This is a genomic window from Streptomyces sp. NPDC028305, from assembly GCF_055569495.1.
The window spans coordinates 410,033-433,844 of record NZ_JBVHTN010000003.1; the positions used below are offsets into that span (position 1 = coordinate 410,033).

The following is a 23,812-nucleotide window of genomic DNA, read 5'->3' on the forward strand; positions in this document are numbered from 1 at the left end:
GCAGAACGGCCGCCGCGCAGCCACCTCGGAGGTGCGGCGCGACAGAGTGGTCCGGGAGCAGAGCTCCCGGACACTCTGTGCATACCTGTGGTTCGGCCGTCAGCTGACCGTAGGCAACGCCCGTTGCCGGCGACGCTGTGCCAGCCCGCGAAGAGCGGGGGTGGCCTGGCGAAGCAGGACCACCGCGGCGAGGACTGCTGCCTGCGCGATGAGCTGCTGAGCGTCGTTCCAGCCCAACGAGCGAAGCAGCTGTCCGAGCTGTGTCAGGAACAGCGCCCCGACGCCGCTGGCCACGATGCTCGCGATACCGCCGGTCATCGCGGTGCCGCCCAGGACCACGGCCGCGACGGTCGGAAGCACGTAGGTGTCCCCGATGAAGAGCCCGGGAGTCCGGGTGTAGCCGGCCAGGAGAACGCCGGCGGCGCCGTAGGCGAGGCCCGCGAAACCGTAGGCGACGACCTGGTAAAGGGTGACTCGGATGCCCAGAGCCGAGGCCGTGGGAACGCTGACACCGATGTAGGTCAATCGGCGCCCGACCGCGGAGCGCTTGGCGATGATGCCACCGACGGCGAGCATGACGACCGCGATGATGAAGGTGTTGGGGATTCCGAGGGTCCGGTCGACGGCGAACCGGCTCAGGCCGTTGGGTGCTGTGGCCGGCGAGCCGCCGGAGATCTCCAGGGCCGTGCCGAGCAGGACCGCGTTCATGCCGAGCGTCACGACCAGCGGCATGACGCGGGCGACAGCGACCAGGACTCCATTGACCAGGCCGACGAGACCGGGGGCGACCACGGCGACGATGACGGCGAGCCACGCCGGCCAACCGTGGGACTGGACCATGCAGGTGCAGATGGCCGCAGCGAGCGCGATCATGCCTGGCACCGACAGGTCGAGGCCACGTTGCTGCACGACGAGGGTCTGCCCGGCGGCTGCTATGGCGAGCACAGCGGCGAAGGGCAGCATGCTGAGCAACGGGGCTGAGCCGACGCTGCCGTGCGCGATGGCGGGGCTGAGGGCGAAGAGGATGATCGTGGCGATCACGATCCCGACCCAGCTGCCCGAAAGGAGGCGGCGCCAGGTGGTGCCCGCGTCGAAGTTGTTCATCGCGTTCCCCTGATGGCGCGGGTTGCGGCGGGAGGCGTTGGTGGGTCGGGTGCTCATGCGTGTGCTCCCGTCCGGCGGGTACGGCGCAGCTGGGCGTACAGCGCCGCGGCGCCGATCGTGATGAGGCCCGGGAGCCAGTAGCCCCAGGCAGGGGAGAGGTTGAGGAACGGGGAGACATTGACCAGCTGCTGAGCGAGGACAGCAGCGGCGATGATCCCGATGAACGAACCACGGCCACCGAAGATGCTGGCTCCCGCGAGCACGACCACGGTCACTGAGTTGAGGGTGTACGCGAGACCAGGACGACCGTCACCGATACCGATCTGGGCCATCAGGATGATGCTGGCGGGCAGGACCAGTGCCGAGCAGATCACGTACGAGGTGAACTGGATCAGTCGGATCTTCACCCCGAGACGCTCCGCGGCGTCCGGCTCAGACCCGAGAGCCCGAAGCTCGACGCCCCACCTGGTGCGACGCAGCGCCAGCTCAAGGAGCAGAACGAGGAGCACCGCGACGATGGTCACCAGCGGAACCGCACCGAAGTGGGCCTGGATGTCGGCTGCCACCGACGGGAAGATCGTGCCGCCCGGCGTGTCTCGCAGGGACAGGTAGATGCCCTGGAGGGCCATGTAGACCGCGAGGGTCGCGACGACCGGGTTGACGCGAAACCAGGTCACCATGACGCCGTTGATCACGCCTACCGCGACCGCGCCGAGGGCCATGAGGACCAGACCGAGGACCAGGTTTCCGCCGTCCACGATCCAGTACGACGCGATCACGACCAGGAAGCCCATGAGGGGTCCGACCGAGAGGTCGAACCCGGCTCCCATGACGACGACCTGCTGCGCAGCACCGACCAGCAACAGGGGCGCAAGCATGAGCAGGAGGTTGTTGAGGTTGAGCTGACCGAGGTAGTCGCTGTTGTGCAGCCCGGTCCCGAGGCCGAGGAGCACCACAATCGCGGCGATCACCGCCGCAGGGGCCTGGTCGCCGGCCAGCCAGGCCCGCAGTCGGCGACGCTTCTCCGGGCGGGTCTTCTCGTGGCCGCGCACGGTCGTCGAGGTCAGTGCGGCGTGAGCGATGGCCGCTTCGGTGATCTCCGCATCGGTGAGTTCCTCGACGACGCTTCCGCGAGACATGATCAGCACGCGGTGGCACAGGCCCTCGAGCTCGACGTTGTCGGAGGAGAGCACGATGACGGCGGCACCGTCATCGGCCGCGGTGCGCAGGATCTTGTACAGGTCGACGCGTGCACCGGCGTCGACACCCTGAGTGGGCTCCTCGACCACGAGGACCTTCGGTGCAGCCAACAGCGTGCGGGCCATGGCGGCCTTCTGCTGGTTGCCTCCCGAGAGAGAGCTGATCGGCGTCTCGGGGGTCGGGGTCTTGATCGCGAGGTTGCGGATCTGGTCCTTCGCGGTGGCCCGGGTCAGCGCGTCGCTGACAAGGCCGAGGCGTGAGACCTTGTGCAAGGTGCGCGCCACGATGTTCTCGCTCACGCCGAGTGGTAGGAAGACACCCTCGCCGTGCCGGTCAGCAGGCACGTAGACGACACCGGCGTTCGCGGCCGCTGCGTTTCCGCCGCGGACCTGCTGCCCGTCGACGACGATCTTGCCTGAAGTCGAGGCCAGGCCGGCCAGGGCACGGACGAGCTCGGCTTGGCCATTGCCCTGAACCCCGGCCAAGCCGACGATCTCGCCGGAGCGGACGGTCAGGGAGATGTTGTCAAAGCCGGGACCGGAGAGTCCGGTCACGACGAGTCGCTCGGCCGCGTCCGCAGGTACGGGTTCCTTGGTGGGGAAGACCGTCTCGAGTTTGCGGCCCACGACGCGCTCGACGATCTGCTCCTCGGTAACGGCGTCGGCGTCGAAGGTTCCGCGGGTCTGGCCGTCGCGAAGGACGGTGATCCGGTCGGCGATCTGTTTGACTTCAGGAATGCGGTGGGAGATGTAGACGACACCGGCGCCAGTTGCGACGGTCTCGCGGACCTTCGTGAAGAGACGTTGTACTTCTTCGGCGTTGAGATGCTCGGTGGGCTCGTCGAGGATCAGAACCTTCGGGTTCAGCGCGAGGGCCTTGGCGATCTCGATGATGAACCGCTTCTCCATCGACAGATCGGCGACGCGGGCGCGCGGGTCGATGTTCATCTCCCACGGCGCGAGGGTCTCGCAGGCCCAGGCGACCGCGCGGCGAAGCCCGCCGACGCGCTTGTACCCGACGCCGAGTGCCATGTTCTCCGCCACGGTCAGGTCCGGAAGAAGCGCCGGATGCTGACGCACGATGCCGAGGCCGAGGCTGCGAGCCTGCTCGGGTTGCGCATGCGTGAGTTGGTCGCTGCCGATGAGGACTGTGCCGTCGTCTGCCGCCAATGCACCCGAGGCCACGGCCATCAGGGTGGACTTGCCGGCGCCGTTCTCGCCGACCAGGGCGTGAACTTCGCCCGGGCGGACATCGAAGCTCACCTCGTCCAGCGCGCGCACGCCCGGGAAGGACTTCCCGATGCCCTGCATGGAGAGCACCGATGCGACATGGTCGGCCGCCTGGCTTGCTGTCTGACTTGCCGCGTGGTTGGCCTGGGTGGGGACGGGGCTCGCACCCTGCTGCGGTGGCCTGACCTGAGTCTCAGGTCCGTTGCTGCCGAAGTTGGTCACGTCGGACTCCTGGAAGATGTTGAGGGGCGCAGACCTGAGGAGTCGGGCCGGCGCCTCGGCCCGTTGATGGACCCATTACTGGGCGAGGTAGCCGCCGTCGATGACGAGCTCGGAACCGGTCACGAAGCTGGCCTCGTCGGAGGCGAGGAAGACGACTCCGGCGGCGATCTCCTCGGGTCGTCCAGCGCGACCCATCGGGGTCTGGGAGATGACGTACTCGTTCACCTCCGGGGCCTGTGCCTCGGTCAGTGGGGTCCAGATGAAACCGGGATGAACTGAGTTCACGCGGACGCGTTCCTTGGCGTAGCTGACGGCGGCGCTCTTCGACATGTTGCGCACCGCGCCCTTGGTCGCGTGGTAGGCGTGCGCACCGGCGACAGCGGCGCTGCCCCAGATCGAGGAGACGTTGATGATGCTGCCGCCGCCCTGAGCGATCATCTGTGGGATCACCTCGCGCATCCCGAGCCAGGTGCCGGTCTGGTTGACCGCGATGACCCGGTTCCACTCCTCACTGGTGAGGTCGTGGACGGTTTCATAGGCGATGATGCCGGCGTTGTTGACGAGGAAGTCAACGCGCCCGTGGCGGTCGATGACCTCGGTGATCACACGCTGCCAGTCGGCTTCGCTGGCCACGTCAAGGGTCGCGTACATGACGCCGGCGCCGAATGAGTCGTCGACGGCAGCGCGGCTGGTCGCGATGACGGCCGCGCCCTCAGCTGCCATGGCGTCGACGATCGCGTGGCCGATGCCTCGCGAGGCACCGGTGACGATGCCGACCTTGCCCTTGAGTCGGTTCATGATGATGCTCCTCGGATATCCGTACGCCGCTGCGTTGTCGCGGTGAGTTGCCCGGGCCTTCCAGGGAGTCGCGGAGGCCCGGGCACCTGCGGGGAATGCCAGAACTGCGGCCGGTTCTGTCGGTGAACATGACGGTGGTCTGGCCGAGATGGCCTGAAAGCCGACTGGGCTGCTCAAGGGCTACTTGTAGAGAGCCTTGATCTGCTCGGTGGTCAGTCCGGAGGAGAGGATCGCGTCAGCCGGCAGCGACTTGTCATACTTCGGCATCATTTTCGGGTTGGTCGAGTCCTCAATGATCTGAAGGTTGTACGTCGAGGGCTCGGTGTCGGTGATGCCGTTGTAGGCCGCGAGGCCCTTGTTCAGAGCAGCCTCGACGACCCAGTTGCGGGAAGACTCGGTCGCGATCTGATAGCTCGGGTACCGCTTGTGGTACTGGTACCAGAGGGAGGCGAACTCGTTGGAGTCATTGGCCGACCAGGCCGGCAGAGGCTTGTTCGCGGCGATGAATGCGCGGATACCGCCGACCGAGCCGCCGCCGAAGTCGGAGACGATGCCATCGATCTTGCCGTACTTCGTGATGAGACCGGCCACGACCTGCTGCGTCTTGCTGACGTCCCAATCGGTGGCGACGTAGCCGTCGGAGTTGAGCAGGCGGACGCCGGGATGCTCCGCGACCGCCTTCTTGACGCCGTCGTAGACGGCCTGAGAGTAGGCGCTGCCGGCGACGCCGCCCAGCATCACCAGGTTGCCCTTCTTGTGCATCGCCTTGATGGTCCAGTCAGCGAGGGTCTTGCCGTACGTGTCGACGTTCTCGGAGACGAAGTCGACGTAGTCCTTGCCTGGTGTACCGCCGATGTCCGAGACGATCGGCACGACCGCCACGCCGGCCGCGGTCGCCTTCTGGATGGTCGGCAGGAGGGCCTGTCCGGCGTCGCCGAAGGTGACGATCACGTTGACGCCCTGGGCGACCATCGAGTTGATGTCCGAGATCGCCTTCTGGGTGTTGTTCTGGGCGTCGGTCACCATGACCTGGGTGATGTTCGGACACTTGGCCGCCTGGGCCTTGAAGAGCGCGATCGTAGCCTTGCGCCAGGTGTTGTTGTTGTTGCCGTCGGCGTAGCCGACCTTGATCGGCTTGGTGCCACAGAACTTGGTGATGTCTGGAATGTCGGATTGCACGCCGACACCGCCCACCTTCACGGTCGGCCACGGGCTGCTGGAGCCGCCGGAGGCGTCGGAGCCACCGGTACCGGTCGACAGACCGCCGCAGGCGCTGAGCGCCATGACCGTGGCGGCTGCGACGCTGGTCGCTGCGACGGCCCGCTTCTTGATGTGCATGGAATGTCTCCTCGTTGAGAGCTGTGAAGGACCTCGGTGGCCCGCGAGCACCAGGTGCGCGGAAGCGCCGAGCGGTGAGAGCGGAGTGCCTGGCCTGACTCCGAGGGCCGGGATCGCCGGCGTGATCGGAGTGACGTGATCGCTTGGGTGAGGGAAACGGGCTCGGTGAGGGCCTCGATTGAAGGCTGTCGCGAGCAGGACCGTGTGACGCGAGTCACTGTGAGACGGTGGTGCCTCATTTTGTGACAGCGTTCACCTTCGACGCTTGGGCGTGGGGATCCTCGAATGGCTGGGTCGGTCGTTTGTCGGCCCGAGGAACAGCCAGTACCACCAACGATGACGTTGAGGAGCCCCCATGCCCCTTCCCCGTCCTTCAGACCCTCTTGGGGAGATCTACGCCGAGTGGAGCATGGAGTTCGAGGCCAACCCGGAGATGTCGCTCCAGCTGATGCGCTGGGTCTTCGAGGACTGGCAGCGAGCGACCACTGAGCCCGAAGGGGTCACCTACGCCACGACCACCATCGGTGGCGTACCGGGCGTCCTCGTGACCCCGGTTGACGCGGATCCCTCTCAGGTGATGGTGGTCATGCACGGCGGAGGGTTCGCGCTCGGATCCTCTGCCAGCCACCGCAAGCTCGCTGGGCACCTGGCCAAGGCCTGCGGAACCCATGCGTTTGTTCTCGACTTTCGGCTCGCGCCGGAGTGCCCGTTCCCGGCGCAGATCGAGGACGGCCTCGCTGTCTACCAGGCCGTCCTGGACCAGGGCATCAAGGCCGACGACGTGTGCTTCGTCGGCGACAGCGCCGGTGGGAACCTCGCGGTCGCGATGACACTCAGGCTGCGTCGCGACGGCCGCCCGTTGCCCGGACGTGTCCTGACGATGTCGCCGTGGCTGAACATGGAGAACAGCGGTGCCACGATCGAGACCAACAACGACACCGACTTCCTGATCACTCGCGAAGGCCTCGCCGGGAACATCGGCCGGTACCTCTCCGGGGGCACGGACCCGACGGACCCGTACGTCAACCCGCTGTACGCCACCTATGAGGGGTTCCCGCGGCTCTACGTCTGCGCAGCCGACACCGAATCTCTCTTCGAGGACTCTGAGCGTCTGGTCGACCTGGCCGAGAACGCCGGCGTCGACGTGACGTTTTCCATTGGCAAGGGCATGCAGCACGTCTTCCCGTTCCAGGCCGGGCGCCTCGCGCGCGCCGACGAGGAGATCGCCTCCATGGCCGCCTGGTACCGGTCCTGACCAGCACCTACCGGCACCCTGGCCAGACCTCTGACCGGGTCTTATCCGCCTTTCCTGCTGCGCGCTCCCCCCTGAGTGCCCATCTGTCATCACTCGGTGAAAGGACCGACACACACATGACCAGCAAGCGCGACTACGACGCCATCGTCATCGGCGCCGGCTTCTCCGGCCTGGCGATACTCCACCACCTGCGCGAGATCGGTCTTTCGACCCTCGTGGTCGACGGCGAGGACGGCATCGGCGGCACCTGGTGGGTCAACCGCTACCCCGGCGTCCGCACCGACAGCGAGTACAGCTACTACTCCTTCTCCTTCTCCAAGGAGGTCCGCGACGAGTGGACCTGGACCGAGCGGTACCCGGCTGGCGCGGAGGTCCTGAAGTACCTCAACTTCGTCGCCGACCGGCTCGACCTGCGCAAGGACATCCGCCTGTCCACCCGCGTGAACAAGGCCGTCTACGACGAGGATGCGAACACGTGGACCGTCCACCTCGGCGACGGCTCCACCTTGACCACGACCTATCTCGTCTCTGGCATGGGCGTCCTCTCGCAGGCGATCTTCCCTGCCATCGACGGCATTGACACGTTCCAGGGCGAGAAGTACCACTCCTCGATGTGGCCCCGTGGCGGCGCAGACCTGACCGGCAAGCGTGTCGGCCTCATCGGGCTGGGTGCCTCCGGCATCCAGATGGTGCCTGAGATCGCCAAGGTCGTCGGCGACTTCTACGTCTTCCAGCGCACGCCGAACTTTATCGTCGAGACCACGAACGACCCGGTGACCGAGCAGGACATGGTCCACCTGCGTGACCACTACGACGAGATCTACGAGAAGGCGGCGAACCATCCCTTCGGCGTCGCCATGGAGTCGGCCGAGCACAGCGCCCTCGAGGTTTCCGCGGAGGAGCGCGACCGGATCTTCGAAAGCAAGTGGAACGAGGGCGGATTCCACTTCGCCAACGAGTGTTTCACCGATCTGGCCACCAGCCATGAGGCCAGCGAGCTCGCCTCGGAGTTCATCCGCAAGAAGATCCACGAGATCGTCGAAGACCAGGCCGTCGCCGACCTTCTCTCGCCGACCACCTACTCGTTCAACGGCAAGCGTGTCCCGACCGGCCACAACTACTACGCGGCGTTCAACGAGCCGAACGTGCACCTCATCGACGTCGCCTCGCAGCCGATCAGCCGGATCTCCGAGCGCGGCGTGGTGGTCGGCGACACCGAGTACGAGCTCGACGTGCTGATTTTCGCCACTGGCTTCGACGCCATGACCGGGACCCTGACCAACATCGACATCGTGGGTCGCGGTGGCCGCACGCTGCGTGAGAAGTGGCTCGCCGACGGCCTGAAGTCGAACCTCGGCATCAACGCCAACGGGTTCCCGAACTTCTTCATGTCCCTCGGCCCGCAGACGCCGTACTCGAACCTGCCGGTCCCGATCCAGCTCGGTGCCCAGTGGCTCCAGAGGGCCATCGCGTGGGCGCGTGAGAACGACGTTCCGTTCCTCGAGGCCACCCCCGAGTCGGAGACCTGGTGGATGGAGGAGACCGAGCGGGCCGGCAAGGCCACCGTCATGTACTCCGAGGGCAAGAAGGCCAAGGCGTGGTTCCTGGGCGACAACCTGCCCGGCAAGCCGGAGGAGTTCCAGGTCTACATGGGCGGCGGACAGGTCTATCAGCAGTTCTGCCGTGCAGCTGAGGCGGACGGCTACCGCTCCTTTCTGGCCAACCAGTCGGTCAGGGCCTGAGAACCAAACGGGGAAGGGGAATCGGCATGGGACGTCTGAAGAACAAGGTCGCCCTGATCACCGGGGCCGCAATGGGCATGGGCCGAGCGACCGCAGAGCTGTTCGCGGTTGAGGGCGCCAAGGTCGCAGTCACAGACCTGGACGAGGTCAAGGGCCAGGAGCTCGTGGCGGCGATCCGCGCGGCAGGCGGGACCGCGGAGTTCTGGAGCCTGAATGTTGCCCGGGAGGCCGAGGCGAAGTCGGTGATCGACGCAGCAGCAGAGGAGTTCGGTGGTCTCGACATCCTCGTCAACTGCGCCGGCATCATCGGCGTCGACAAGCCGACCCACGAGCTCACCGAGGCCGAGTGGGACGCTCTGTTCGCTGTCGATGTGAAGGGCGTCTTCTTCTGCACCAAGCATGCCATCCCGCACATGATCAAGCGCGGCAAGGGCAGCATCGTCAACTACTCATCCATCTACGGGATGATCGGGAACGACGAGTTCACGGCGTACCACGTTGCCAAGGGCGCGGTTTCGATGCAGACCAAGCAGGACGCGGCCAGCTACGGCAAGTACAACATTCGCGTGAACTCGGTGCACCCGAGTACGGTCCTGACCCCGCTGGTCGAGGGCATCGCGGCTGAGTTCCCCGGTGGTCTGTCGGCCTACGAGGAGTACATGACGGGGAACCAGTCTCTGCGTCGCCTGGGTCATCCGATCGATGTCGCCTACGGGGTCCTTTACCTGGCTTCGGACGAAGCGGACTGGGTGACGGGCGTGAACCTGCCGATCGACGGCGGCTACACGGCGCGCTGATCAGCCCATTGGCGTCGGCCCTTCTCCGAAGCGCTTGGAGAAGGGCCGACGCTGTCGCCTCATCCCGCTCTGGGAGTCTCGGTGTGAACCGCTGACTTGTATGGCGGCAGTGGTGCGCGGGCGGGTTGGCTGCCCGTAGCGTGCCGCAGGGCATCGGCTGGGGTGACTCGTGAACCGCTTGCCGCCCGCCGGTCGGCCGGGGGACGCCCCGGCGACCGCAGCGGCGAACGACCGGCCTGAATCGCCGCACGCGCTCTTCCTTGGGCCACAACACTCTCCTCCATCATCGAGGTGTTGCGACGACCAGTTGAATCCGCCCCGGCCTGCTCAAATAATCGCGGCAATGATGCGCGCCACCGCTGCCGAATCGGGGCGCTGGCCACCCGCACGCCAGGCCAGCACCAGGTCGAGCTGCGGTGGGTTGACCAGCTCTGCATAGCGAACACCCTCAAGAGTGAGGGCCTTCACCGGATGCGGAACGACTGCAACACCGACGCCTGCTGCCACGAAGTTGACGAGGGTCGCGGTCTCGGCAACCTCGATGATGTCCACCGGAGCGAAGCCTGCCGACCGGCAGGCCGCGATGACCGCCGAATGGACGACCGAGCGCCGGCCGGAGGGGTGCAGGACGAAGACGTCGTCGCGTAGGTCGGCGATCTCGATGCTCCCTGCGGTCGCGAGTCGATGGTCGGTGGGCAGGACTGCCACCAGCCGCTCCGTGCGTAGCCTCGACACTTCGAGCCCGCTCTCCGGACCTGGATCACGCATGACGGCGAGATCAAGCTCCGATTCGAGGAGACTGGCCGAGAGCGCCGGACTCAGTCGTTCGCCTCGAAGGTCGAGTTCGATGCCGGGCAGCTGGGTGCGCACACGGCGGGACAGGGTCGGCAGCAGGTCATAGGTCGCCGTCCCGACGAATCCAACGGACACCTTCCCGATGCCCCCGGCGTGGACTTGCCGCACCTCGTCTGCCGCTCGGCCGATCTCCGCAAGGATGAACTTGGCCCGCTCCAGCAGGCGCCGACCGGCGGGAGTGAGTTCCACGCTGCGGGTCGTGCGGTGGAACAAAGGCGCTCCGAGCTCGCGCTCAAGCCGCTTGACCTGCTGTGACACGGCTGGCTGCGCGATATGAAGCTGATCTGCGGCTCGTCCGAACCCACCAGCTTCCGCGACGGCAACGAATGATCGAAGATCCCGCAGTTCCATGCTTCAACATGATAAATCAAGTCGGATTCAATCTTGGACGTAATTGATTGTCGTGCCTAGCGTTGGGTGTGTGACTTCCAGTTTCATCTTTGCCGCTAACCGAACTCCGTTCGGCCGCTTCGGAGGCGCCCTCGCCGAGGTGCGGCCCGACGACATGGCCGCGTCCGCGCTCACCTCTGTCCTCGCGAAGGTTCCCGGCCTCGACCCGGCCGCCATCGGCGACGTGGCTTGGGGATGCACGAACCAGGCAGGAGAGGACAACCGCAACGTCGGTCGCATGGCCGCGCTTCTTGCCGGGCTCCCGGCCTCAGTGCCCGCAGTAACCGTGAACCGTTTGTGCGGCTCGTCGCTCGACGCGGCGATCACCGCCTCGCGAACCATCGAGACCGGCGACGCAGACGTCATCATCGCCGGCGGTGTGGAGTCGATGACGCGAGCACCCTGGGTGCTGCCAAAACCCGAGCGAGCGTTCCCGGCCGGCAACGTGGCCGCGTTCTCCACAACGCTCGGGTGGCGGCTCGTCAACGACCGGATGCCGGCCGAATGGACGGTGTCGCTCGGCGAAGCGAACGAGGCGCTGGGTGACAGGCTCGCGATAGGCCGGGAACGCCAGGATGCTCTCGCCGCACGGTCGCACCGGCTCGCGCACAAGGCGTGGGAGGACGGCTTCTACGACGACCTGGTGACACCGATACCAGGAACCACGCTTGAGCGGGATGAGTGCATCCGGCCGAACTCCACCCTTGAGAGCCTCGCGGGGCTTCGCCCCTCGTTCCGTCCCAACGGAACGATCACTGCCGGAAACGCTTCTCCGCTCACCGACGGTGCCTCTGCTCTCGTTCTCGGCAGCGAAAAGGCCGCGGACATCGTCGGCACAACGCCTATCGCCAGGATCGCAGCCCGGGGCGTCCACGCGCTCAACCCCCAGGACTTCGGGATAGGGCCCGTGGAAGCCGCCAACAAGGCCCTCCGGCGAGCGGGTATCGGCTGGAGCGACATCGGTGCCGTCGAACTCAACGAGGCCTTCGCAGTGCAGGCGATTGCTTGTATCGACGCATGGGACATCGACCCGGAACTGGTGAACACACGGGGTGGCGCGATCGCTCTCGGACACCCGCTCGGGGCCTCGGGCGGCCGTATCCTCGCCACCCTTGCCAAACGGCTGCGGGCAGCGAACCAGCGGTGGGGCGTCGCCGCAATCTGTATCGGTGTAGGCCAGGGTCTGGCCGTGGTCTTGGAGAACGTCACATGACCGCCATCTACGCAAGCGCCCGGGAAGCACTCACCGGCATCGGCGACGGTGCGACCGTTCTCGTGAGCGGCTTCGGCATGGCGGGGATGCCCACTCAGCTCATCGACGCGCTCATCGACGCGGGTCCAAGCGATCTGACCGTTGTGTCGAACAACGCCGGCAACGCAGACACGGGGCTGGCCGCACTGCTCGCGAAGGGCAGGGTCCGCAAGGTTATCTGCTCATTCCCTCGGCAGAGCGACTCATGGGTCTTCGACGACCTGTACCGCCGTGGTCACGTGGAACTCGAGGTTGTTCCCCAGGGAACCCTCGCCGAGAGATTGCGCGCCGCAGGTGCCGGCATCGGCGCGTTCTACTGCCCCACCGGCGCCGGCACTGTGCTGGCTGAGGGAAAGGAGACCCGTGAGCTCGGTGGCCGGACCCACGTCCTCGAGTACCCGCTCCATGGCGACGTCGCCCTGATCGGAGCCCACATCGCAGACCGGATGGGCAACCTCGTCTACAGAAAGACCGCGCGGAATTTCGGCCCCGTCATGGCGACTGCCGCAGCAACGACCATCGCCCAGGTCCATCGCATCGTCGAAACCGGCGAGCTCGACCCCGAAACGATCATCACCCCGTCGATCTTCGTCGACCGGGTGGTCGCCGTCGGAGACCATCAGTGAACACCATCACGCATGCGCGGAGTACGGATCACCCGCTCTCCAAGGACCAGATCGCCGCGGCCATCGCGAGCGACATCCCCGTCGGCTCATACGTCAACCTCGGCATCGGACAACCGACCCTCGTCGCCGACCACATCCGCGCCGACGCCGGTGTCGTCCTCCACACCGAGAACGGCATGCTGAACATGGGCCGGGCCGCGGTCGGTGATGAGGTCGACCCCGATCTCATCAACGCCGGCAAGATCCCCGTCGTCGAGCCTGCGGGAGCGTCCTACTTCCACCACGCGGACTCCTTCGCCATGATGCGCGGCGGCCACATCGACCTCTGCGTTCTCGGTGCGTTCCAGGTGTCGGTGAAAGGCGACCTGGCCAACTGGCACACCGGCGTTCCCGGAGCCATCCCCGCGGTGGGCGGTGCCATGGATCTGGCGAGCGGAGCCAGGAACGTGTTCGTCATGATGACGCTGCTCACGAAGGATGGTGCGCCCAAGATCGTGTCGAGCTGTACCTACCCCCTTACAGGGCTCGCGTGCGTGGATCGGATCTACACAGACCTCGCGACCTTCGCCGTCTCCCGAGACGGGGTCGAGGTCCTGTCCGTCCACGGGACGACGTTCGCCGACCTCGAATCGCTGCTGGACGTCCCCCTCGTCGACGCACGCTGAGTTCTCCTGGGCCCGCGTCACCACCTCGGCCCCGGTTGCCGCAGCATCGGAAACCGGGGCCGGGCCATGTGCTCGTCGGCCAAGACCCGGCCCTTGTGCTGCCCGTCGTGCTCCGCGTGTATGAGCGCTTCGGCCCGGTAGGCGTAGCACCCTGTTCGGACCGCGCGGGACTCAGGACAGGGGCCCACCGCAGTCGGCGCGCCCCTATCCTGAGCGAGGAGAGATCAGTGCGCGGAGAAGCCGCCGTCCACCGGGATCTCGACGCCGGTGACGAACGACGCCGCCGGCGAGTCGAGGAACGCGCACCCGACGACGACCCACCCGGCGTGGCCGGCCACCAGCCCGCCGGCTTCATCACGCGACAAGCCCAGCTCGCCCACCTGAACATCGACCGAAGAGACCGACTCGGCAGAACCCTCCACGCATACCAGCATGCGGCCTGAGCTGCGTGGATGATGTATCGGCACCCGCAGCGTTCGGACATCGTTGACGTGAGCGTGACACTCGATCTCGCGAACCGTTCGCAGGACCGGAACCGGATCTGGACCAGGCGGCGCACTTGTTCGTCCGGGTCGACGGTCCAGCCGTCTACATCGGACCCGTCCGCCACTCGCGGAGCACCTGGACCAACGGCGAACTCCGCAGTTGCCACCTGCGAATCGACCCGCCGTTGAGCCGGGAATTGCTCGAGGGCTGCTGGCACTCTCGACCTGCTTGCCTGGACCCAGACCTTCTTGCTGGACGTTGAGTTGGCCGCCACAGAACCGAAGGAACTCCGCTACCGCCTGCTGCACGTGGCCGCCCGCCGCGGGCCCCAGCCACACCCACCCGCCGACAGACAGCGAAAAGCCCCGCCCAACCCAATCAACCCGGCCCAGCCGACTCCAAGCGAAACAGGGAGGCTTTACCGGTATTGAGGCTAGGACGCTGGTTCGCCCAGGACGAGTCGCCGGACGCTCGCGGCGATCTGGTCGAGGTCGACGTCGGCGGCGAGGGTGGCCTCGTCGGGGCGCTCGGCAATCGGCTCCCGCACGCCGAGCAGGCCCTGCACCAGTCCGGGGTAGACCGTCCGGCCGACGAGGATCTCGGCCGCCTCCCGCGCCTCCTCCTGCGTCAGGCCCCAGGTCCGGGAGACATACGCGCCGATACGCGCCATGGGGGCCTCGAAGACCGCCTCGTAGTAGCCGGACGCGATCTCGGGTACCCGCTCGGCCTCCGCGATCCCCATCCGCAGCGTGCGCAGGGACGAGGACCACAGCAGCAGTTGCAGCAGCCGCCCGCAGTAGCGCACGAGGGCGTCGGCCGGATCGGCCCGCTCCGCGGTGACGTAGCACTCCGGCGAGCCCAGGCGGTCGAGGTAGAGCTCGCGCACCAGGGCGACCACCCCGGAGAAGAGGGCGTCCTTGCTGGGGAAGTGGGCGTAGAGCGAGCGCTTGGAGGTCTCGGCCCGCTGGGCGACGACGTCCATCGAGGTGCGCTCGAAGCCGGCCTCGAGGAACACGTCCTTCGCGGTCCACAGGATGTGCTCGCGGAGCTTCTCGCCTCGTCGCGCCACCATGGTGACCCCTCCCTGAAGTAAACGGTACAGTTGAGTTTACATGTTGCGCCGTGCAAAGGACTGCTCATGATCGTCGTCACCGCACCCACCGCCAAAATCGGCCGCCATGTCGTCGAGCAGCTGCTCGACGCCGGCGAGCCCGTCCGGGTCGTCGTCCGCGACCCGCGGCGACTCTCTCCCACCGTCCGCGACCGTGTCGAGCTCGTGGAGGGCTCCCATCGCGACGCCGCAGTGGTCGACAAGGCCTTCGCAGGCGCCGACGCGGTGTTCTGGCTGATGCCCAGCGACCTCCGCGCCCCCGACGTGATGACCTCCTACGTCGAGGCCAGCAGGCCGGGCGTCGAGGCCGTCACCGCGCACGGCATCCGCCACGTCGTCGGGGTCTCGGCGCTGGGCCGGGGGACCGCCGTCGCCGGCCGGGCCGGCAACGTCACCGCCTCACTGGCCATGGACGACCTGTTCGCCACGGTCACGAACTACCGCTCGCTCGCCAACCCGACCTTCATGGACAACACGCTGCGCGACATCCGCACGATCCTGGGCGAGGGCGTGATCTCGGGGCCCTTCGCGCCCGACCGCAAGCTGCCGCTGGTGGCCACCCGAGACATCGGCACCGCCGCCGCCCGCCTGCTGCTCGACCGCAGCTGGGCCGGGTTCGCCGATGTCCCGGTGCTCGGCCCGGAGGACCTGTCGGGCAACGACATGGCCGCCGTCATCACCGACGTGCTCGGTATCCCGGTGCGCTACGTGCAGGTCGAGGCTGCGTCGCTGGAGGCCGCCATGCTCTCCTTCGGCGCGTCGCCCGGCATGGCTCGGGCGATGGCCGACATGGCGAGGGCCAAGATCGACGGCCTCGACGAGGGCGTCGTCCGCATCGCCGAGAACAGCACGCCGACCACCTTCCGTCAGTGGTGCACGGAGGTCCTCCGACCCGCCGTCGACGCGGCCCGCTTCTGACCGCACCACAGGAGGACGAGATGACTCTCATCTGTGTCGAGGAACACGCGATCGACCTGGCGATCATGGAGGCCGCAGGCCCGATGCTCGCCCGCGAGGCGCCCTATCTGCGCATCCAGAGCACCAGCTCGGCGCCCGTGCGGCCGGGTCCCGGGCGGTCCCCCGCGGTCGACCAGGCGACCGCGTACCGGTTCGGCGCCGATCTCGGCGAGGACCGGATCCGGCGGATGGACGACCATGGCATCGACGTGCAGATCGTGTCCTGGACGAGCCCGGTCCAGATGGTGCCCGCCGATCCGGGCATCGCGCTGTGTCGCGCGGCCAACGACCGCCTCGCGGCGGCGGTGGCCGCCCACCCCGACCGGCTGCATGGGTTCGCGGCCTTACCGTGGCAGGACCCGGCCGCCGCGGTCGCCGAGCTGGACCGGGCCGTGTCCGGGCTCGGCATGCGCGGGGTGCTGATCCTCGGCCGGCCGGGCGAGCGGTTCCTCGATGACCCGGTGTACCGGCCGGTCCTGGCCCGGATCGCCGAGCTGCGGGTGCCGCTCTACGTGCACCCGTTCGTCCCGGTTCCCCAGGTCCAGCAGGCGTACTACGCAGGGTTCGGCGACAAGGTCACGGCGGAGCTGTCGTTGGGCAGCTGGGGCTGGCACCACGAGGCCGGGATCCAGGTGCTGCGGATGATCCTCGGCGGGGTTTTCGACCGTCTCCCGGACCTGCAGGTCGTCAGCGGTCACTGGGGCGAGATGGTGCCGTTCTTCCTGAACCGCCTCGACGACGTGCTGTCGCCGGGTGACACGGGGCTGTCGCGGACCATCACCGAGACCTACCGCTCGAACGTCTGGGTCACTCCGAGCGGCATGGAGCACCGCGCCGAGTTCGAGTTCGTACGCTCGACCATCGGACTCGACCGGGTGATCTGGTCAACCGACTATCCCTTCCTGCAGCTCGGGAAGGTACCGGACTTCATCGACGGGCTCGACCTCACCGCCGAGGAGCGGGCGGCGATCACCCACCGCAACGCAGAGCAGTTGTTCGGGCTCTGACCGGTAGCCGCGGCGGGCCGACCACCTCGGCCCGCCGCGGCTCAGGGCGCCGCCGGAGGCGGCGGTGCGGCGCTGGGATGCTCGGCTACCACACCGTCCACGCCGAGGCCGTCGCCGCCCAAGCCGGAGGCACCTGGCGTGCCCACAGCGGGGTGTCGGCCTGGGCGAACACCGCCATGATCTGCTGGTAGGCCGGATGGTCGGGCAGTTGGGCGGGCGGCGGCGCGGGCGGTTGAGGTTCGGGCAGTTCCAGCAGGGTCTTGCGGGTGATCCGGATCTCCTCGGCAGCTTTGCCGAGTCCATCCAACTGCGCGGTCAACTCCGCGATGCGTTCCTGGGCCGCCTCGGCCTGCGCGGCGATCTCCCGCTCACGCTCCTCCAGCCGGGCCAACACCGCTGCCAGAGGCGATTCCCCACCACTCATACGCCCCGCCAGGCGGGGGTGGAGGTTCCGGTCAGCATTCTCGACATCCGGTCGCTTATGGCCCAGTACACCCTGAGCTCGGCCGAGGCAGGCCAGTGTTCGAGATCACGACGGGTCCCGCGCCTCAAGAGACTGGACTGACCCTGAAACGCCTGAGCCAGTAAGGACGGTGGGGCCAGTGGCTCCGATTCGGCGTGAACGGCGGCACAAAGCTGATCCCACGGAGTGGAGCCAGGATCATCCTGGGTCCACTCCGTGGTTCGGGCATGTCACTGGAACTGTGAGAAAAACCTCCAGATCTCTGCTTTGGTCCAAGTGGCGACGCCGCTCTCGCCGGGGGAGCCGTCGACCGGACCGGGTATGTGGCCTCCGTCGAACGCGGCCCATTGGACCGGGTATCCGGCACGGCAGCCCGCGTAGGTGGTGGTGATGTGCGTTCGGCTGCCCGGCGCGGGCTCGCGCGGGCTCTGGGGGGTGCAGCCGTTGTTGCTGACGAATCTGTCGCGCAGGGACCGTCCTTGCGCGATGTTGAGGACGGAGTCGCTGATGCCGTGGATTCCGAAGTAGGCGATGGGCTGGGTGCCGTCGCTGCACCCGCTGATCTGAGCGCCGGAGATGACCGCGACGGCCCTGAAGACGTTCGCCCGGCTGCATGCGAGTGCGTAGCTCATACCGCCGCCCCAGCTGAATCCCGTGGCGAAACGCTGTGCCGGGTTGACACAGAGGCCGCCCTCGATTCGCCGGATCATGTCGTCGACGAAGGTGATGTCCTCACCGCCCGAATTGGCCCAGCCGTTGCCGAGGCCCTGGGGGGCGACGAGGATCGCGCCATTGTTCGACTGTTCCTGTTGGCCGTAGTAGGACCAGGCGTTCCCGCTCGTGCCGCCCGAGGCGACGTCGCCGGCCGTTCCGCCCCGCCAGTGGAACGCGAAGATCAGCCGGTAGCGGTGGCTGTTGTCGTAGTTGGCGGGAACCCTGAGGATGAAGCTGCGGCTCTTACCGCCGCTCTGAATCGTGTGCGTACCGCTCGCCAGAGTCGGGGCACTGCCGCATCCGCCGTCGCCACCGGACGACAGTTTGATCATCTGCCATTGCTGGTTGGCGCCGCCCCAGTCGGTGTACTGGACGACGTTGCCGCCGTCGGCGGTGGAGGCGCCCTGCACCTCCACCGCCTTGCTGCTGGTGCGGTTGATCAGCCGGACGTGGCCCGCGTCGGAGTCGGCCAGGCGGAACTGCTGGTTGGCCCCGTTGTGGTCGGCCCACTGCTGGATCGCGGCACCGTCTGCGGTCGAGGCGTCGGCCACGTCGAGAACCTGGCCCGAATGCCGGGCCTTGAGGCGGTAGAAGCCGTCGCCGGAGGCCACGAACTGCCACTGCTGGTTGGCTCCGTCGTTGCGCGTCCACTGGCTGACCTGCGCGCCGTCGGCGGTGGACGCGCCGGAGACGTCCAGCGCCTTGCCGCTGTTGCGATTGACCAGGACATACCAGGCATTGGTGTCCACCGTCGCCGCCTCGGCGGGCGCCGGATTCACCGCGGCGACCATGCCGATCGCGAGGGTCGCCGCCACCACGGCGGCGACCCGGGACCACCAGCGAAGTCTTCGTGGAGGGGCAAGGGAAGCCGCACCGTAGGTCTTCATCGATTCACCCTTTCGTTTGTGGCAGGTCCTCTCAGGTGCGGGTCCAGCGTTGGTTGCTGCCGTTCGAGCAGGAGTAGAGCTGGATCAGGGTGCCGTTGGCGGTGCCGCCTGCGACGGCGTCGAGGCAGAGGCCGGACTGGACGCCGACGATGGATCCGTCGGCGTTGAGGCGCCATTTCTGGTTGTCGCCGCCCCAGCAGCTGTAGATCTGGACTTTGGTGCCGTTGCCGGTGCCGGCGGCGTCCAGGCACTTGTTGCCGTAGACCGTCAGCTCGCCGGCGGCGGTGTACGTCCACTGCTGGTTGGTGCCGTTGTGGCAGTCCCACAGGTCGAGCTGGGTGCCGTCGGTGGTGCTGGCGCCGGGCACGTCCAGGCAGCGGCCCGCACCGACGCCCTTGATCGGTCCGGAATCCGAAGGGGGTGTAGAGGAGCCGCCGTTGAGTGCGTTGAGGACGGCGGTGTAGGCGGGCTTCTTGCTGCCGTCGCGGTTGAACAGCAGCGGCGTGTGCTCCGGTCGCCAGGAGTCGGAGTCGCGCACACCCCAGACGGTAATGCCGAGACAGCGCGGGACGGCCAGACAGTCGTTGGTCACGTTGGCGTAGGTCGTGGCCGAGGCGCCCTGGATGTCGAGTTCGGTGATGGCCACGTCGACGCCGAGGGCGGCGAAGTTCTGCAGGGTGGTGCGGAAGTTGCTGTTGTAGGGGCTGTCGTTGTTGAAGTGCGACTGGAAGCCGACGCAGTCGATCGGTACGCCGCGCTGCTTGAAGTCCCGGACCATGGCGTACATGGCCTGGGTCTTGGCCCAGGTCCAGTTCTCGACGTTGTAGTCGTTGTAGCAGAGCTTGGCGGCCGGGTCGGCGGCGCGCGCGGTGCGGAAGGCGACCTCGATCCAGTCGTTGCCGGTGCGCTGCAGGTTGGAGTCGCGCCGGGCTCCCGAGCTGCCGTCGGCGAAGGCCTCGTTCACGACGTCCCACTGGACGATCTTGCCCTTGTAGTGGCCCATCACGCCGTTGATGTGGTCGATCATCGCCTGGCGCAGTGTGCTGCCGCTGAGGCTCTGCATCCAGCCGGGCTGCTGGGAGTGCCAGGCCAGGGTGTGACCGCGCACCTGCTTGCCGTTCTGCACCGCCCAGTTGTAGACGCGGTCACCGGCGGTGAAGTTGAACTGGCCCCGCTGCGGTTCGGTGGCGTCGATCTTCATCTCGTTCTCGGCCGTCACCGAGTTGAACTCACGGCCCGCGATCGTCGTGTACGCCCAGTCGCCCAGCCTGCCCGAGGCGATGGCGGTGCCGAAGTAGCGGCCGCTCTGCGCCGCCGCGGCGCCGAGCGTGTTCTCGGCGGCGTGTGCGGTCGGCGGCGCGACCAGTGTCGCGACCGCACCGAGGACGCCGACGACCAGCGCTAACAGCAGGCCGCGGATCTTCTGGCGGATAACGCGTCTGGGAAGGGCATACGAGCCCATGGCTGTGCCTCCAAGGTAGGAATCACGGAAGGACTGAAGCGCAGGGGAATGCGTCGTCCGCTCCCACTCGGCAGATGGACGGGGCGGGCCGGAACCCGGGCAGCACGGAATCACCGGACACCACGATCACGGGACCGGGACGATCTCAACCGGCACGGACGGCACCCGGTCGGTCGTCGGGTGACGTACGGCGGGCAGCGGCGGTGTTTCGATACAGGCATGGGGTACTCCATCGCAGCTCAGCCGGGGGGGGACCGCCCCGCGGCGTCGCGTACCTCTCCAACTGCGCGAAGAGCCAGGAGGCGCTGGTGCGAACCTCACCGGAACGAAACGGGGTGGCGCAGGTGCTTGGGTGCGCGGATCTGTCGTGCAGCTGTGCATGGATCTGCCGTGCAGCACAGATTGCTCAGGGCTGACGTGGTTCGATATCTCGAACTATGACCGCTTTCTCAGACAGGGATGATTGAGGCATTGACGATGGATCGTCAATACTCCCCGCAGAAAATTTTCGGTTCCTCGCCCGAAACATTCCAGAGTCGGGATCGGGGTCGGGACGCTGCGCAGACGCCACTTGCTTGACGTGTCAAGCCCAAAGGGAGGCGCTGTTTGTGGACAGATCGGCGACAGGCCTTGACGAGAGGGCCCCCCATTCCTAGCTTGTGGCGTCAAAGCATCCGGAAATTGTTCGAAAATTTCCAGGTTGTTGCTGTCCCCCGGCACGTGCGCTCCGCGGTTCATCGAGGTCACCTCACCCCCGCCCCCAAAGGAGGCCCTCTTATGTGGTTTCGCCACCCGTCCCCGGTCCGTCTGAGACGCTTACTCTCCGTCCTTGCGCCCTTGCTGCTCATGGCTACCTTCCTCGGTGCCCAGCCCGCCGGCGCGGCGACCGTAGACCTCAACGCCTCGTATGTGCTGGTCAACCGCAACAGCGGCAAGGCCCTGGATGTCTACAACATGGCGACCGACGACGGCGCCCGCATCACCCAGTGGACCAGGAACGATCAGAACCAGCAGCAGTGGCAGTTCGTCGATTCCGGGGGCGGCTACTACCGCATCAAGTCCCGCCACTCCGACAAGGTCCTGGACATCCACAACTCGTCCACCGCGAACGGCGGCTCGATCGTCCAGTGGGCCGACCTGAACGGCACCAACCAGCAGTGGCAGCTGGCCGACAGCTCGGATGGCTACGTGAGGTTCATTTCGCGCCACAGCAACAAGGCCCTCGAAGTACAAGGTGCCTCCACCGCCGACAACGCGAACGTCGTCCAGTACGACGACTGGGGCGGCACCAACCAGCAGTGGCAGCTCGTCAAGGTCGGCGGCGGCAACCCCGGCCCGTGCGATCTTCCATCGACATACCGCTGGACATCAACGGGCGCGCTGGCGCAGCCCAAGCCGGGGTGGGTCTCGCTCAAGGACTTCACCGTCGTCCCCTACAACGGCAGGCAACTCGTCTATGCGACGACGCACGACACGGGGACGAGTTGGGGTTCGATGAACTTCGGCCTGTTCACCAATTGGCCGGAGATGGCCTCGGCCAGTCAGAACACGATGTCGGCTTCCACCGTCGCGCCCACGCTCTTCTACTTCGCGCCGAAGAACATCTGGGTGCTCGCCTACCAGTGGGGTGGGACCGCCTTCTCCTACCGGACGTCGAGCGACCCCACCAACCCGAATGGCTGGTCATCCCAGCAGGTGCTCTTCTCCGGAAGCATCTCCGGCTCCGGAACAGGACCCATCGATCAGACGCTCATCGGTGACGGGACGAACATGTACCTGTTCTTCGCCGGTGACAACGGCAAGATCTACCGGGCCAGTATGCCAATCGGGAACTTCCCGGGCAGCTTCGGCACAACCTCGACAGTGATCATGAGCGATACGACGAACAACCTGTTCGAAGCCCCGCAGGTCTACAAGCTGCAGGGCCAGAACCGCTACCTCATGATCGTCGAGGCGATCGGCTCGCAGGGCCGCTACTTCCGCTCGTTCACGGCCACCAGTCTGAACGGCTCATGGACACCCCAGGCCGCGACCGAGAGCAATCCTTTCGCCGGCAAGGCCAACAGTGGCGCCACCTGGACCAACGACATCAGCCATGGCGAACTGATCCGCACCAGCCCCGATCAGACCATGACCGTCGATCCCTGCAATCTGCAGTTGCTCTACCAGGGGCGCAGCCCCAACTCCGGCGGCGACTACGGCCTCCTGCCCTACCGTCCGGGTCTGCTGACACTGCAGCGCTGACGGCGTGACCCGGGTCACGCGACAACGTCAGCGCCCATACGTCGACGGAGCGCGGGGGCTGGCAACGCTCACCAGCCCGTGGGCCATCCCGTAACGCGGTGCCGCCGCCGGTGGCGCTTGCTACCGGTGGTGGGGCGGCTGGAGCGGTCGTGCATGCCCTCGGCGTCCCACTGCCGGTAGCGGCCGGCCCAGCGTGCGGCGGTGGTGTGGCCGACCTGGAAGGGTTCCGCTGCCCGACGCAGCGGCCAGCCGTCCTCGACGACACACCGGGCCAGACGCAGCCTGCCCGTCGGCGTCAGCGGGGCATTACGGTGGGACACGAGGGCCTTCTGGGCATCGGCGGTAGGTGTCGCAATCTCCACCGAAACCAGAAGGCCCTCACCTGTTCAAGCACCCAGCACGCGTGTCACCAACGTCCCGGGAACACCTAGGCACCGTGGGCGTGTTCCTGCTCACCCAGATCGACAAGGGCTCGACCTACACCGACTTCCTGCCGTCGCTGCTGCTGCTCGGCTTCGCGATCGGCCTGAGCGTCTCCCCCGCCACCGACAGCCATCATGGACTCCTTCCCCGAGTCCGAACTGGGCGTCGGCGGTGGCGCCAACGACACCTCACTGGAACTGGGCGGCTCCCTGGGCATCGCCGTCCTGGGCTCGCTGCTCGGCACCACCTACAAGGACAAGCTGGCCGACCTGGTGGGCAGTCAGCTCCCGCACGACGCCCTCGACACCGCCAAGGAGTCGGTGGGCGCGGGCCTCGCGGTCGCCGAGCAGGTCGCCAAGACCCCCGGCGCCATGCCCCAGCCCATGCCCCAGTAGACCCAGGCCCTGGTGGACGCGGTGCACGAGTCCTTCACCCACGGCGTGGCGCACACCAGCCTCATCGGTGGCATCATCATGGCCGCCGGCGCTCTGATCGTCTTGGCTGTCCTGCCCGGCTGCAAGGCGGCTACCAAGCACCTCCAGGAGCGGACCGAAGGAGCCCAGAGAAGCCCGGTGCCGACGAGGC

The 23,812-nt window shown here is 67.0% G+C and carries 19 protein-coding genes and 2 pseudogenes; 10 read left to right on the forward strand and 11 right to left on the reverse strand.

The genetic code is table 11. The features are described from left to right. Positions 1-99 precede the first annotated feature (99 nt). The 4 genes from ACZ4WQ_RS13190 to ACZ4WQ_RS13205 all read right to left on the reverse strand — a co-directional run bounded on the left by ACZ4WQ_RS13190 (position 100) and on the right by ACZ4WQ_RS13205 (position 5,891). Positions 100-1,161 (reverse strand): ABC transporter permease, encoded by a 1,062-nt coding sequence (locus tag ACZ4WQ_RS13190; RefSeq protein ID WP_385349295.1) that lies wholly within the window; start codon positions 1,159-1,161, stop codon positions 100-102. Continuing rightward, positions 1,158-3,755, reverse strand: a complete 2,598-nt coding sequence (locus ACZ4WQ_RS13195; protein WP_398372255.1) for an ATP-binding cassette domain-containing protein — start codon at positions 3,753-3,755, stop codon at positions 1,158-1,160. The genes ACZ4WQ_RS13190 and ACZ4WQ_RS13195 overlap by 4 nt, the downstream gene beginning before the upstream one ends. Before the next feature lie 75 nt (positions 3,756-3,830). Continuing rightward, the gene (locus ACZ4WQ_RS13200) at positions 3,831-4,553 is read right to left on the reverse strand and encodes an SDR family NAD(P)-dependent oxidoreductase (RefSeq protein WP_398372253.1); all 723 of its coding nucleotides are present in this window, start codon (positions 4,551-4,553) and stop codon (positions 3,831-3,833) included. Positions 4,554-4,733: 180 nt separating this feature from the next. After that, on the reverse strand, positions 4,734-5,891 hold the full coding sequence (locus ACZ4WQ_RS13205) for a substrate-binding domain-containing protein (protein ID WP_385349306.1): 1,158 nt from the start codon (positions 5,889-5,891) through the stop codon (positions 4,734-4,736). A gap of 409 nt (positions 5,892-6,300) precedes the next feature. Here ACZ4WQ_RS13205 and ACZ4WQ_RS13210 point away from each other — a divergent pair, with 409 nt between their 5' ends. The 3 genes from ACZ4WQ_RS13210 to ACZ4WQ_RS13220 all read left to right on the forward strand — a co-directional run bounded on the left by ACZ4WQ_RS13210 (position 6,301) and on the right by ACZ4WQ_RS13220 (position 9,685). Continuing rightward, a complete protein-coding gene (locus tag ACZ4WQ_RS13210) occupies positions 6,301-7,146 on the forward strand; it encodes an alpha/beta hydrolase (RefSeq protein WP_398372250.1) in 846 nt (281 codons plus the stop codon). A 116-nt stretch (positions 7,147-7,262) separates the two neighbouring features. After that, entirely contained in the window at positions 7,263-8,888 is a 1,626-nt protein-coding gene (locus tag ACZ4WQ_RS13215) for a flavin-containing monooxygenase (RefSeq protein ID WP_398372248.1), read from the forward strand. A 26-nt stretch (positions 8,889-8,914) separates the two neighbouring features. Next, entirely contained in the window at positions 8,915-9,685 is a 771-nt protein-coding gene (locus tag ACZ4WQ_RS13220) for an SDR family NAD(P)-dependent oxidoreductase (protein ID WP_398372246.1), read from the forward strand. A gap of 327 nt (positions 9,686-10,012) precedes the next feature. Here the strand turns inward: ACZ4WQ_RS13220 and ACZ4WQ_RS13225 are convergent, their stop codons facing one another. Beyond that, positions 10,013-10,891 carry a LysR family transcriptional regulator gene (locus ACZ4WQ_RS13225; protein ID WP_385349318.1) on the reverse strand — a complete coding sequence of 293 codons (879 nt, stop codon included), beginning with the start codon at positions 10,889-10,891 and terminating at the stop codon, positions 10,013-10,015. A gap of 70 nt (positions 10,892-10,961) precedes the next feature. On the opposite strand from ACZ4WQ_RS13225, the gene ACZ4WQ_RS13230 reads away from it, so the two are divergent. The 3 genes from ACZ4WQ_RS13230 to ACZ4WQ_RS13240 are packed head-to-tail and all read left to right on the forward strand — an operon-like array spanning position 10,962 to position 13,473. Then, entirely contained in the window at positions 10,962-12,143 is a 1,182-nt protein-coding gene (locus ACZ4WQ_RS13230; protein ID WP_468022197.1) for a thiolase family protein, read from the forward strand. Continuing rightward, positions 12,140-12,808 carry a 3-oxoacid CoA-transferase subunit A gene (locus ACZ4WQ_RS13235; protein WP_398372241.1) on the forward strand — a complete coding sequence of 223 codons (669 nt, stop codon included), beginning with the start codon at positions 12,140-12,142 and terminating at the stop codon, positions 12,806-12,808. Before ACZ4WQ_RS13230 ends, ACZ4WQ_RS13235 begins: the two co-directional genes overlap by 4 nt. Continuing rightward, positions 12,805-13,473 carry a 3-oxoacid CoA-transferase subunit B gene (locus ACZ4WQ_RS13240; protein ID WP_385349327.1) on the forward strand — a complete coding sequence of 223 codons (669 nt, stop codon included), beginning with the start codon at positions 12,805-12,807 and terminating at the stop codon, positions 13,471-13,473. Before ACZ4WQ_RS13235 ends, ACZ4WQ_RS13240 begins: the two co-directional genes overlap by 4 nt. Positions 13,474-13,697: 224 nt before the next feature. Here ACZ4WQ_RS13240 and ACZ4WQ_RS13245 read toward each other — a convergent pair whose 3' ends face one another. Together ACZ4WQ_RS13245 and ACZ4WQ_RS13250 are read right to left on the reverse strand one after the other, a co-directional pair. Next, a complete protein-coding gene (locus ACZ4WQ_RS13245) occupies positions 13,698-13,895 on the reverse strand; it encodes a Rossmann-fold NAD(P)-binding domain-containing protein (RefSeq protein ID WP_385349330.1) in 198 nt (65 codons plus the stop codon). 497 nt (positions 13,896-14,392) lie between these two features. After that, positions 14,393-15,031 (reverse strand): TetR/AcrR family transcriptional regulator, encoded by a 639-nt coding sequence (locus ACZ4WQ_RS13250; protein ID WP_385349333.1) that lies wholly within the window; start codon positions 15,029-15,031, stop codon positions 14,393-14,395. Positions 15,032-15,097: 66 nt separating this feature from the next. Between ACZ4WQ_RS13250 and ACZ4WQ_RS13255 the strand changes: the two genes are divergently transcribed. Together ACZ4WQ_RS13255 and ACZ4WQ_RS13260 are read left to right on the forward strand one after the other, a co-directional pair. Next, positions 15,098-15,988: an NmrA family NAD(P)-binding protein gene (locus ACZ4WQ_RS13255; protein WP_398372238.1), complete on the forward strand. Its 891-nt coding sequence runs from the start codon at positions 15,098-15,100 to the stop codon at positions 15,986-15,988. A 20-nt stretch (positions 15,989-16,008) separates the two neighbouring features. Further along, complete coding sequence (locus tag ACZ4WQ_RS13260) at positions 16,009-17,034, forward strand: amidohydrolase family protein (protein WP_468022198.1); 1,026 nt, start codon at positions 16,009-16,011, stop codon at positions 17,032-17,034. Between the two features lie 85 nt (positions 17,035-17,119). Here ACZ4WQ_RS13260 and ACZ4WQ_RS13265 read toward each other — a convergent pair whose 3' ends face one another. The 3 genes from ACZ4WQ_RS13265 to ACZ4WQ_RS13275 form a co-directional block, all read right to left on the reverse strand. Then, entirely contained in the window at positions 17,120-17,458 is a 339-nt protein-coding gene (locus ACZ4WQ_RS13265) for a hypothetical protein (protein WP_398372234.1), read from the reverse strand. A 269-nt stretch (positions 17,459-17,727) separates the two neighbouring features. Next, the gene (locus ACZ4WQ_RS13270; protein WP_398372988.1) at positions 17,728-19,029 is read right to left on the reverse strand and encodes an RICIN domain-containing protein; all 1,302 of its coding nucleotides are present in this window, start codon (positions 19,027-19,029) and stop codon (positions 17,728-17,730) included. A gap of 100 nt (positions 19,030-19,129) precedes the next feature. Next, positions 19,130-20,560 carry an endo-1,4-beta-xylanase gene (locus ACZ4WQ_RS13275; protein WP_398372232.1) on the reverse strand — a complete coding sequence of 477 codons (1,431 nt, stop codon included), beginning with the start codon at positions 20,558-20,560 and terminating at the stop codon, positions 19,130-19,132. Between the two features lie 777 nt (positions 20,561-21,337). Between ACZ4WQ_RS13275 and ACZ4WQ_RS13280 the strand changes: the two genes are divergently transcribed. After that, positions 21,338-22,804 carry a non-reducing end alpha-L-arabinofuranosidase family hydrolase gene (locus ACZ4WQ_RS13280; protein WP_398372230.1) on the forward strand — a complete coding sequence of 489 codons (1,467 nt, stop codon included), beginning with the start codon at positions 21,338-21,340 and terminating at the stop codon, positions 22,802-22,804. A 113-nt stretch (positions 22,805-22,917) separates the two neighbouring features. On the opposite strand, the pseudogene ACZ4WQ_RS13285 reads toward ACZ4WQ_RS13280, so the two are convergent. After that, a pseudogene (locus tag ACZ4WQ_RS13285) lies at positions 22,918-23,124 on the reverse strand (leucine zipper domain-containing protein); the annotation flags it as partial. Between the two features lie 107 nt (positions 23,125-23,231). Between ACZ4WQ_RS13285 and ACZ4WQ_RS13290 the strand changes: the two are divergent. Then, a pseudogene (locus tag ACZ4WQ_RS13290) lies at positions 23,232-23,781 on the forward strand (MFS transporter); the annotation flags it as partial. Positions 23,782-23,812 lie beyond the last annotated feature (31 nt).

Excerpts from the sequence above, each read along its gene's own strand:
- ACZ4WQ_RS13190 (WP_385349295.1), bottom strand. The coding sequence starts at position 1,161 with ATGAGCACCCGACCCACCAACGCCTCCCGCCGCAACCCGCGCCATCAG.
- ACZ4WQ_RS13200 (WP_398372253.1), bottom strand. The coding sequence starts at position 4,553 with ATGAACCGACTCAAGGGCAAGGTCGGCATCGTCACCGGTGCCTCGCGA.
- ACZ4WQ_RS13205 (WP_385349306.1), bottom strand. The coding sequence starts at position 5,891 with ATGCACATCAAGAAGCGGGCCGTCGCAGCGACCAGCGTCGCAGCCGCC.
- ACZ4WQ_RS13210 (WP_398372250.1), top strand. The coding sequence starts at position 6,301 with ATGGAGTTCGAGGCCAACCCGGAGATGTCGCTCCAGCTGATGCGCTGG.
- ACZ4WQ_RS13215 (WP_398372248.1), top strand. The coding sequence starts at position 7,263 with ATGACCAGCAAGCGCGACTACGACGCCATCGTCATCGGCGCCGGCTTC.
- ACZ4WQ_RS13220 (WP_398372246.1), top strand. The coding sequence starts at position 8,915 with ATGGGACGTCTGAAGAACAAGGTCGCCCTGATCACCGGGGCCGCAATG.
- ACZ4WQ_RS13225 (WP_385349318.1), bottom strand. The coding sequence starts at position 10,891 with ATGGAACTGCGGGATCTTCGATCATTCGTTGCCGTCGCGGAAGCTGGT.
- ACZ4WQ_RS13235 (WP_398372241.1), top strand. The coding sequence starts at position 12,140 with ATGACCGCCATCTACGCAAGCGCCCGGGAAGCACTCACCGGCATCGGC.
- ACZ4WQ_RS13250 (WP_385349333.1), bottom strand. The coding sequence starts at position 15,031 with ATGGTGGCGCGACGAGGCGAGAAGCTCCGCGAGCACATCCTGTGGACC.
- ACZ4WQ_RS13255 (WP_398372238.1), top strand. The coding sequence starts at position 15,098 with ATGATCGTCGTCACCGCACCCACCGCCAAAATCGGCCGCCATGTCGTC.
- ACZ4WQ_RS13260 (WP_468022198.1), top strand. The coding sequence starts at position 16,009 with ATGACTCTCATCTGTGTCGAGGAACACGCGATCGACCTGGCGATCATG.
- ACZ4WQ_RS13265 (WP_398372234.1), bottom strand. The coding sequence starts at position 17,458 with ATGAGTGGTGGGGAATCGCCTCTGGCAGCGGTGTTGGCCCGGCTGGAG.
- ACZ4WQ_RS13275 (WP_398372232.1), bottom strand. The coding sequence starts at position 20,560 with ATGGGCTCGTATGCCCTTCCCAGACGCGTTATCCGCCAGAAGATCCGC.
- ACZ4WQ_RS13280 (WP_398372230.1), top strand. The coding sequence starts at position 21,338 with ATGTGGTTTCGCCACCCGTCCCCGGTCCGTCTGAGACGCTTACTCTCC.